General features: G+C 67.4%; 9 protein-coding genes. 6 read left to right on the forward strand and 3 right to left on the reverse strand.

The genetic code is table 11. From position 1 onward, the window contains the following. The first annotated feature begins 369 nt into the window (after positions 1-369). On the forward strand, positions 370-2187 hold the full coding sequence (locus ABZS43_RS16720; RefSeq protein WP_355036774.1) for a DEDD exonuclease domain-containing protein: 1818 nt from the start codon (positions 370-372) through the stop codon (positions 2185-2187). Between the two features lie 37 nt (positions 2188-2224). Next, positions 2225-2500 (forward strand): Lrp/AsnC ligand binding domain-containing protein, encoded by a 276-nt coding sequence (locus ABZS43_RS16725; RefSeq protein ID WP_355036775.1) that lies wholly within the window; start codon positions 2225-2227, stop codon positions 2498-2500. Between the two features lie 7 nt (positions 2501-2507). On the opposite strand, the gene ABZS43_RS16730 is transcribed toward ABZS43_RS16725, so the two are convergent. The 3 genes from ABZS43_RS16730 to ABZS43_RS16740 all read right to left on the reverse strand — a co-directional run bounded on the left by ABZS43_RS16730 (position 2508) and on the right by ABZS43_RS16740 (position 4617). Beyond that, a complete protein-coding gene (locus tag ABZS43_RS16730) occupies positions 2508-2789 on the reverse strand; it encodes a hypothetical protein (protein ID WP_355036776.1) in 282 nt (93 codons plus the stop codon). Between the two features lie 184 nt (positions 2790-2973). After that, on the reverse strand, positions 2974-4035 hold the full coding sequence (trpD, locus tag ABZS43_RS16735; protein ID WP_355036777.1) for an anthranilate phosphoribosyltransferase: 1062 nt from the start codon (positions 4033-4035) through the stop codon (positions 2974-2976). A 138-nt stretch (positions 4036-4173) separates the two neighbouring features. Next, the gene (locus ABZS43_RS16740; RefSeq protein ID WP_355036778.1) at positions 4174-4617 is read right to left on the reverse strand and encodes a ribonuclease E inhibitor RraB; all 444 of its coding nucleotides are present in this window, start codon (positions 4615-4617) and stop codon (positions 4174-4176) included. 221 nt (positions 4618-4838) lie between these two features. On the opposite strand from ABZS43_RS16740, the gene ABZS43_RS16745 reads away from it, so the two are divergent. The 4 genes from ABZS43_RS16745 to ABZS43_RS16760 are packed head-to-tail and all read left to right on the forward strand — an operon-like array spanning position 4839 to position 9213. Continuing rightward, the gene (locus ABZS43_RS16745; RefSeq protein WP_355036779.1) at positions 4839-5450 is read left to right on the forward strand and encodes a heme-copper oxidase subunit III; all 612 of its coding nucleotides are present in this window, start codon (positions 4839-4841) and stop codon (positions 5448-5450) included. Between the two features lie 60 nt (positions 5451-5510). Continuing rightward, a complete protein-coding gene (locus ABZS43_RS16750; RefSeq protein ID WP_355036780.1) occupies positions 5511-6398 on the forward strand; it encodes a cytochrome c in 888 nt (295 codons plus the stop codon). 20 nt (positions 6399-6418) lie between these two features. Beyond that, a complete protein-coding gene (locus tag ABZS43_RS16755; RefSeq protein WP_355036781.1) occupies positions 6419-7597 on the forward strand; it encodes a ubiquinol-cytochrome c reductase iron-sulfur subunit in 1179 nt (392 codons plus the stop codon). Then, positions 7594-9213: a cytochrome bc complex cytochrome b subunit gene (locus ABZS43_RS16760; protein ID WP_355036782.1), complete on the forward strand. Its 1620-nt coding sequence runs from the start codon at positions 7594-7596 to the stop codon at positions 9211-9213. Before ABZS43_RS16755 ends, ABZS43_RS16760 begins: the two co-directional genes overlap by 4 nt. Positions 9214-9257 lie beyond the last annotated feature (44 nt).

Raw genomic sequence — 9257 nt, forward strand, 5'->3', positions numbered from 1 at the left:
CGATTTTATTGCCCGATATCTCCGGATGTGCCGGGCGTGTCCCGCGCTGCCGACCGTGCCTGTCCGGCGGCGGATTCGTGACATACCCCCAGGTCGGGTCTCGGATTCCGATGGTACGACCGTCCCGGAAGTGGACAAGTGTCCGATCAGGGCGTACCGGGCGACGACGCGCTCTCGGTCGCGGAGCGGCTCGACCGGCGGCACCGGAGCCGGTAATACGCTTAGGCAATGAATGTGAGCTGTGTCTCTTTTGGGTGTACTAGATCATTCGGCGGGAATCGAAACGAAATCCTCGTGATGTAATTCGGAGATTTCACGAGAGATCACGCGCGCCGTTATCTGTCGTACCCGGGCCCTAGGCTGCACGCCGTGCCCGACCCCGCAGCGCGCCCGTCCGCCGCCGTGCAGTTGGCGTTCGACGAGCTCGATACGCCGCTCTACGACACCACGTTCGTGATCGTCGATCTGGAAACCACGGGTACCAGCCCGGAGGGCGACGCGATCACCGAGATCGGCGCGGTAAAGGTGCGCGGTGGCGTCGTACTCGGCGAATTCGCCACCCTCGTCAATCCTGGCCGCGCGATTCCGCCCGCGATCGTGCACGTCACCGGCATCACCACGGCGATGGTCTACGCCGCGCCGCGGATCGAGGCGGTACTGCCCGGTTTCCTGGAGTTCGCCGCGGGCGCGGTACTGGTCGCGCACAACGCTCGCTTCGATATGGCGTTCCTGCGCGCGGCGGCGGCGCGGCTGGACACCGCGTGGCCGCATGTCCCGGTGCTCTGCACGGTGAAACTGGCCCGGCGAGTCCTGACCCGCGAGGAGGCGCCCTCGGTGCGGCTCGGGGTGTTGGCGCGGGTACTCGGTGCGAGCACCGAACCGACGCACCCGGCTCTCGACGACGCGCGGGCCACCGTCGACGTGCTGCACGCCCTGATCGCGCGCGTCGGCAACCAGGGCGTGCACAGCCTGACCGAACTCATGGACTACCTGCCCGGCGTGACGACACGGCAGCGGGCCAAGCGGGTGCTCGCCACCGACCTGCCGCCGGTTCCCGGGGTCTACCTCTTCCGCGGACCGGCCGAGGAAGTCCTCTATATAGGCACCGCGGTGAATCTGCGCCGCCGCGTTCGCACCTACTTCACCGGCTCCGAGACGCGGGGCCGGATGAAGGAGATGGTGGCGTTGGCGACGAGGGTCGACCATGTCGTCTGCGCGCACGGTCTCGAGGCCGGGGTGCGGGAACTGCGACTGCTCGTCGCGCACACCCCTCCGTACAACCGGCGCTCCAAATTCCCCAAGCGGTCCTGGTGGCTGACGCTGACCGACGAGCCGTTTCCGCGCTTCGCGGTGGTGCGCACCCCGACCGCGGATGCGCTCGGCCCGTTCCACTCCCGGCAGGACGCGGCCGACCTCGCGGCCACCGTCGCCGAACACGCGGGCCTGCGCACCTGCACGACCCGGCTGCCCAGGGGTGGAGTCCACGACTGCCCGCCCGCGGTCGTCGGCGGCTGCCCCGCGGCCGCCTCGTCCGGAATCCCCATGGGTAGTGCGGAATACGCCGGCGCGCCCGCCGCGGTGCGCGCCCTGTTCAGCGGTCGCTCGGACGACATTCTGCGGCAGATGTTGGAGATGATCGAAACATATTCCCGTGCCGAACATTTCGAGGCGGCGGCGCGTATGCGTGACCGCACCGTCGCGGTGGTGCGCGCGTTGCGCCGCGTCCAGCGGCTCGCCGCCCTGGCCAGGATCGCCGAACTCGTCGCGGCCCACCCGGACGGCGCGGGCGGCTGGGAGTTCGCGGTGATCCGATTCGGCCGTTTGGCCGCCGCGGGCAACGCCGGACGGGGCACCCCGCCGATGCCGGTGGTGGAACATCTCGTCGCATCCGCGGAAACGGTTGTCCCCGAAGGAAATTCCGGTGCGTCGTGGATGGAGCCCGCCGACGGGCCGCGGTATTCGGCGGGGCCGCCGTTGCGCGGCGCGTCCCCGGAGGAAGTGGGATTGGTGGTGCGTTGGCTGGCGCGACCGGGGGTGCGCATCGTGCGGACCACGGACGGATACTGCGAGCCGGTCCACGGTGCGGCACGGTGGCTGGCGTGGGCCGAGATCGCGGAGAGCGCGGCAAGCGCCCCATACGTGGGCGCGGACTATCTGAACGCCTCGGCGGGCCAGGACCGCGCGTGATCGCGCTCGAACCGGTCCGCGGCCTAGGCTGACAACCATGATTAACGCGATCGTGCTGATCCAGGCCGATAACAGCCGCATTCCGGAAACCGCGCAGGCGGTGGCCGATACCGACGGTGTCGCCGAGGTCTACTCGTGCGCGGGCGACGTGGATCTGATCGCCATCGTGCGGGTCCGCGACCACGAGCAGATCGCCGAGGTGGTGACCGGCCGGATCGACAAGACGCCCGGCGTGCTGCGCACCGTCACCCACATCGCGTTCAAGTCCTATTCGAGCGCCGATGTGGAGGCGGGATTCTCGCTGGGGGAGTGAAGCGCGCTCAGGAGATATGGAGCGAGGCGCCGGTGGTCGTGGCACTCTGACTCGGTGTGAGGACCACGGTCACCTCGCCTCGGCATGCCGGCCAGCTGTAGACGGTCACGGTGGTGTCGGTGTGGTTCTCGACCGCCAGCTGTGGCCTGCCCGCGTTCGCCTCCAGGCAGCCGACCGGATCGCGGTATACGGAGCCGTCCATCACGACGCTGCCCTGGGCGGCGAAGGCCGATGGGGCGGTGATGATCGATACCGCCACCGTCAGCGCACCGAGTGCCGCGCGCATCATGGGTGTACTCCTTGCGAATTGTGTCCGACCGGCAGGCGCCCTCGCGGCGGCCGACTCCGGGGAGCGAGTGCCGCAACTGTAGCGGCGGCCTCCGGCTGTACCGAGGAATTGTGCCTGGCGCGCCGCTCCGCTGCTGTTCAAGACCGGTCGGTATGCAAGGTTGGCGGGAAATGCCCGCCCGACGTCAGTCCTCGCCGAGCGTGTTGGTGAGTTTGGCCCAGCTGTCGAGCAGCGCCCCGGCCTGCCCACTGTCGATCGCCGCGGCGGCACGGTCGATGCCCGCGGCCAGTGCCTCGTGGATATCGATGTCGACATCGTGCGCGCCCTGCGACATGTCGTAGGTGACGATCGCTGCGGCCGAATTCACCAGCACCGCATCGCGGACCGCGCCCGGCGACCCCGCGAGCACATCCCTGGCCACACCCGCGTTGACGTTCGCGTCGCCGCCGCGCAGCGCGTCCAGGTCGACGCGCGCGATCCCGAGCCGGGTCGGGTCGATCGTGGTCTCACGCATCCGTCCGCCCGAGACCACCCACGCGACGGTGGTGTCGGAGGTGGTGATCTCGTCGAGTCCGTCGTTGCCGCGCACCACGAGGGCGCTCGCGCCGCGCTCGGCGAAAACTCCCGCGATGACCGGCACCAGCTCGGGGAAGGCGCAGCCGATCAGCCCCGCACGCGGTTGCGCCGGATTGGTGAGCGGGCCTAACACATTGAAAACGGTGGGGATGCCGATTTCTTTGCGCGCGGGTCCGGCGAATCGCAATGCCGGATGGAACAGCGGCGCGAAACAGAATCCGATCCCCACCTCGCGCACCGAGCGGGCGACCGACTCGGGGCCGAGTGCGAGTTTCACGCCGAGCGCTTCCAGCACATCGGCGCCCCCACTCTTGGAGGAGGCCGCGCGATTGCCGTGCTTGACGACGGGAACGCCCGTGGCGGCCACCACGATCGCGGACATGGTGGAGATATTCACCGAGCCGGACCGGTCACCGCCGGTGCCGACGATATCGACCGCGTCGCCGTCGATATGGACCAGACGCGCGTGTCCGAGCATGCCGGTAGCCAGACCGGACAGTTCCGCCGCCGTCGGACCCTTGATCTTCATGGCGACGCCGAACGCGGCGATCTGCGCCTGCGTCGCGTTGTCGGTGAAGATCTCGTTGATCACCCACGCCGTATCGTCGGCGGCCAGGTCGCCACCGTCGGCGAGGGTTCCCAGCACCTGGGGCCAACTACGCACGGTCATCTCCACATTCTCCCGTCACCACTGGTTCGCGCACCAGTTCGTCGCGATGCAGCCTAGTTGGCCGTCCGGTGTTCGCGCTGGCACATATTCGGGGCGTCGGCCCGGAAAAGACCGCGGATTCCCGAATCGCGCGGCCCCTCATTCGCGAGGTCCGGCGGCGATTCCCGGCTGCAATGCGTCCCACCCGTCAGCGAATCCGTCGTGGCGCTGGGCCAGGCCCGCCATCCTCGATCGTTCCTGGGAGCAGTGCAGGGCGTCGACGATTTGGACACGCCGCAGGATCAGCGGTGCGAGAGCCCCGGCGTCCGACGCATCCAGGTGCTGGTCGGGCGCGTACCCGTCCTGCGCGGCGATCTCGCATACCCGCTCGCGGTGCGCGGCGGGTATCCGCAGGTGGTGGCGCAGGACCGCGGGCGCGTCGGCGTCGAATCCGGTGGCGCGGGACAGCGCCGCCGAACACGCCTCCGCGTGATCGAAACTCGAGGCGACAACGACCAGATCGGTCCGCGACGGATCCAGGGGTTCGGGCCCCTTCCGTCCGAAGAGCCGTCGCCACAGTCCGGTCGCCACATCCGCCTCCATCTCAGCTTCTCCTTACCCGAGGCTGTCATAGTTGTGGGCACATAGTCGGGCCGCGTCGACGCGCCGCGCGGGGGATCGCACCGTCCAACCGGTCCGAACTGGGCAAACGCGGACACGCCGCCGCCGGGTCAGAGTCGGTCCGCCCGTGCGATTTCCGACACGGGGTGAGAAGTTTCCCACCCGGGTACTGCTGTCGTACTACGACGAGTCATACTTAGCCCGTGACGACCGCAGTAGGGACCCCAGGATCGGCCATTACCCAGCGTGTGCATTCGCTGAACCGGCCCAACATGGTCAGCGTCGGTACCATCATCTGGCTGTCCAGCGAGCTGATGTTCTTCGCCGGCCTGTTCGCGATGTATTTCGTCGCGCGCGCGCAGGCAAACGGCGAGTGGCCGCCGGAGCCGACCGAGCTGAATCTGAAGCTCGCGGTACCGGTCACGGCCGTACTGGTGGCCTCGTCGTTCACCTGCCAGATGGGCGTGTTCGCCGCGGAGAAGGGCGACGTCTTCGGCCTGCGCCGCTGGTACGTCATCACGCTCATCATGGGTGCGTTCTTCGTCAGCGGTCAGGGCTACGAGTACTTCAACCTGGTCCACGAGGGCACCTCGATCTCCAGCAGCGCCTACGGCTCGGTGTTCTACATCACCACCGGCTTCCACGGCCTGCACGTCATCGGCGGTCTCATCGCATTCGTGTTCCTGCTGTTCCGCACGAAGGTCAGTAAGTTCACCCCGGCGCAGGCCACGGCCGCGATCGTCGTCTCCTACTACTGGCACTTCGTCGACATCGTCTGGATCGCTCTGTTCGCGACGATCTACTTCGTCCGCTGAGCGCGGCCCGCGCCCACAGCATTCGTACAAGTCGGTTCCGTCTACTCCAAAGGGACACAGATGAGTTCATCTCCCCCGTCAGCGCCAGAGCCCGCCGGCACCAGCGCGGCGTCCAGCCCCGACGGCACGGCCGCCGCGGCCGGCAGGATCCGCAAGCAGCGGCGTACCCGGCGGCGTATCGCGGGCGGTCTCGCGCTCCTGGTGGGTCTGGTCGGAGCGGGCTTCCTGGCCACGGCCCTGACCCCGGAGCCGCAGGTCGCGACAGCTCACGAGGACCAGTCCGCGCTGATTCGCGAGGGTAAGCAGCTCTACGACACGTCCTGCATCACCTGCCACGGCGCGAATCTGCAGGGTGTCGACGGTCGGGGTCCCAGCCTGATCGGCGTCGGCGAGGCCGCGGTGTACTTCCAGGTCTCGACCGGCCGTATGCCGCTGGCCGCCAACCAGGCCCAGGCCACCCGCAAGCCGGTCAAGTTCGACGCGCAGCAGACCGACGCGCTGATGGCGTTCGTCGCGTCCAACGGCGGCGGTCCCACCGTGATTCGCGACGCCAACGGCGAGATCGCGCAGGAATCGCTGCGCGGTGACGATATCGGCCGCGGTTCGGAGCTGTTCCGGATGAACTGCGCGTCCTGCCACAACTTCACCGGTCGGGGTGGCGCGCTGTCCTCGGGCAAGTACGCGCCGCCGCTGAACGAGGCGAGCGAGCAGCAGCTCTACACCGCGATGGTCTCCGGCCCCGAGAATATGCCGAAATTCTCCGACCGGCAGTTGACGCCGGAGGAGAAGCGCGACATCGTCGCTTATATCAAGAACGCGCAGGAGGAAGGCGCTCCCGGCGGTTACGGTCTCGGTGGCTTCGGTCCCGCTACCGAAGGTCTTGCCATCTGGGTGGTCGGCATCACGCTCGTCGTGGGCGCCGCGATGTGGATCGGATCACGGTCATGACGGACAAGGAGCCAAACGACATGGGTCGGCCGGATGAGGGCCACGACGACGTCACGTTGTCGAAAACGGAGAGCGCCGGGCACGTCCCGGCCGATCCCACCGAGGCCGAACTCGACGCGATGACCAGGGATGAGCTGGTCAAGCTCGGTACCGAACGCGACGGCGTCGACGTCGCCTACCGCGCCGAACGCTTCCCGATTCCCGGCACTCGCGCCGAGAAGCGGGCCGAGCGTCAAGTGACCTTCTGGTTCGCGATCTCCGGTCTGTTCGCCGCCGCGCTGATCGGCGTCTACCTGTTCTGGCCGTGGGAGTTCAAGGGCGAAGGCCAGCAGGACCACGGCCGCTACCTGCTGTACACCCCGCTGGTCGGTATCGCTTTCGGCGTCTCGGTGCTCGCCATCGGCATCGCCGTCGTGCTGATCCGCAAGAAGTTCATCCCGCCGGAGCTGTCCATCCAGACCCGTCACGACGGGCCGTCGCCCGAGGTCGAGCGTCGCACCCTGGCGGCCCAGCTGGCCGACGCGGGGGAGACCTCCACCCTCGGTCGCCGCAAGATGATCACCCGCACCGCGGGCGCCGGTGTCGGCGTACTCGGTGTCGGCGCGCTGCTCGTCTTCGTCGGCGGCATGATCAAGAACCCGTGGGCCAAGGGCGACAAGTCGCCGCTGTGGGTTTCGGGCTGGACCCCGGACTACGAGGGCGAGACCATCTACATCCGTCGCGACACCGGTCGCCCGGAAGACGTCGTGTTGGTGCGTCCGGAAGATCTGGACGCCGGTTCCATGGAGACGGTGTTCCCGTGGAAAGAGAGCTGGCGCGGTGACGAGCACGCGACACTCCAGTCGCTGCGCGGCATCCGCAACGCCGTCATGCTGATCAGGTTGCGCACCGAAGACGCGCAGAAGGCGATCAAGCGCAAGGGTCAGGAGAGCTTCAACTTCGGCGACTACTTCGCCTACTCGAAGATCTGCACCCACCTCGGTTGCCCCACGTCGCTGTTCGAGCAGCAGACCAACAAGATCCTGTGCCCCTGCCATCAGTCGCAGTTCCTGGCGACCGAATGGGGTAAGCCGGTCTTCGGTCCCGCCGCCCGCGCACTGCCGCAGCTGCCGATCACCGTCAATTCCGAGGGTTTCCTGGTCGCCAACGGCGACTTCATCGAGCCGCTCGGCCCGGCTTACTGGGAGCGTCGATCATGAGTCGTGTGGCAACGCAAGCCAATGAGATGGACGAGCGGTATCGCGCCGCCGCGTTCATGAAGCGGTCGATCAACAAGGTCTTCCCGACCCACTGGTCGTTCCTGCTCGGTGAGATCGCGATGTACAGCTTCATCATCTTGTTGCTGTCGGGTGTGTATCTGACCCTGTTCTTCGACCCGTCGATGAGCGAAGTCGTCTACAACGGCGCCTACCAGCCGTTGCGCGGCGTCACCATGTCGCGGGCCTACGAGACCGCGCTGAACATCTCCTTCGAGGTGCGCGGCGGTCTGTTCGTGCGCCAGGTGCACCACTGGGCCGCGCTGCTGTTCGCGGCGTCGATCATCGTGCATCTGTTCCGCATCTTCTTCACCGGCGCGTTCCGTAAGCCGCGTGAGGCGAACTGGGTGATCGGCTGCCTGCTGCTCATCCTGGCGATGTTCGAGGGCTTCTTCGGCTACTCGCTGCCCGACGACCTGCTGTCCGGTACCGGTCTGCGCGCCGCGTTCTCGGGTATCACCATCTCGATCCCGGTGATCGGCACCTGGATGCACTGGTTGATGTTCGGTGGGGACTTCCCCGGCGACATCATCATCCCGCGCCTCTACATCGCGCACGTGCTGCTGTTCCCCGGCATCATCCTCGCGCTGATCGCCGCGCACGTGGCGCTGGTCTGGTACCAGAAGCACACCCAGTTCCCCGGCCCGGGCCGCACCGAGAACAATGTGGTCGGCGCGCGTATCGTCCCGGTGTTCGCCGCCGACCAGGGCGCGTTCTTCGCCTTCACCCTCGGCATCGTCGGCATCATGGGCGGCGTGCTCCAGATCAACCCGATCTGGAACCTCGGTCCCTACAACCCGTCACAGGTCTCCGCGGGGTCGCAGCCCGACTTCTACATGATGTGGACCGACGGCATGGCGCGCCTGATGCCGCCGTGGGAGCTGTACCTTGGCCGCTACACGGTTCCCGCCGTGTTCTGGGTCGCGCTCATCATGGGTCTGGTGTTCACGGTGCTGATCGCCTACCCGTGGATCGAGAAACGGCTCACCGGTGACACCGCGCCGCACAACCTGCTGCAACGTCCCCGCGACGTGCCGGTGCGGACCGCGATCGGCGCCATGGCGATCGCGTTCTACGTGGTGCTGACCCTGTCCTGCGTCAACGACATCATCGCGCTGAAATTCGATATCTCGCTGAACGCGACCACCTGGGCGGGCCGCATCGGTCTGCTGGTGGTGCCGCCGGTGGCGTACTTCCTCGCCTACCGGTTCTGCATCGGTCTGCAGCGCAGTGACCGCGCGGTACTCGAGCACGGTATCGAGACCGGTGTGATCAAGCGTCTGCCGCACGGCGAGTACATCGAGGTGCACCAGCCGCTCGGCCCGGTCGACGACCACGGCCACCCGATCCCGCTGGAGTACCAGGGCGCCCACGTCCCGAAGAAGATGAACAAGTTGGGTTCGGCGGGCAAGCCCGGCACCGGTTCGTTCCTGCGGGCCGATCCGAGGCAGGAATCCGAGGATCACTTCCGGATCGAGCACGAGGAAGAGCACAAGCAGTTGAAGGTGCTGCAGGCCGCTCAGGAGAAGGCCAACGGCAACGGCCATCACGGCCACTGATAACCGATCACTACGCGGGAGCCCCCGAGTCGATTCGACTCGGG

This window comes from Nocardia sp. NPDC005366 (assembly GCF_040606855.1).
In the GTDB taxonomy this organism is placed as follows: Bacteria; Actinomycetota; Actinomycetes; order Mycobacteriales; family Mycobacteriaceae; genus Nocardia.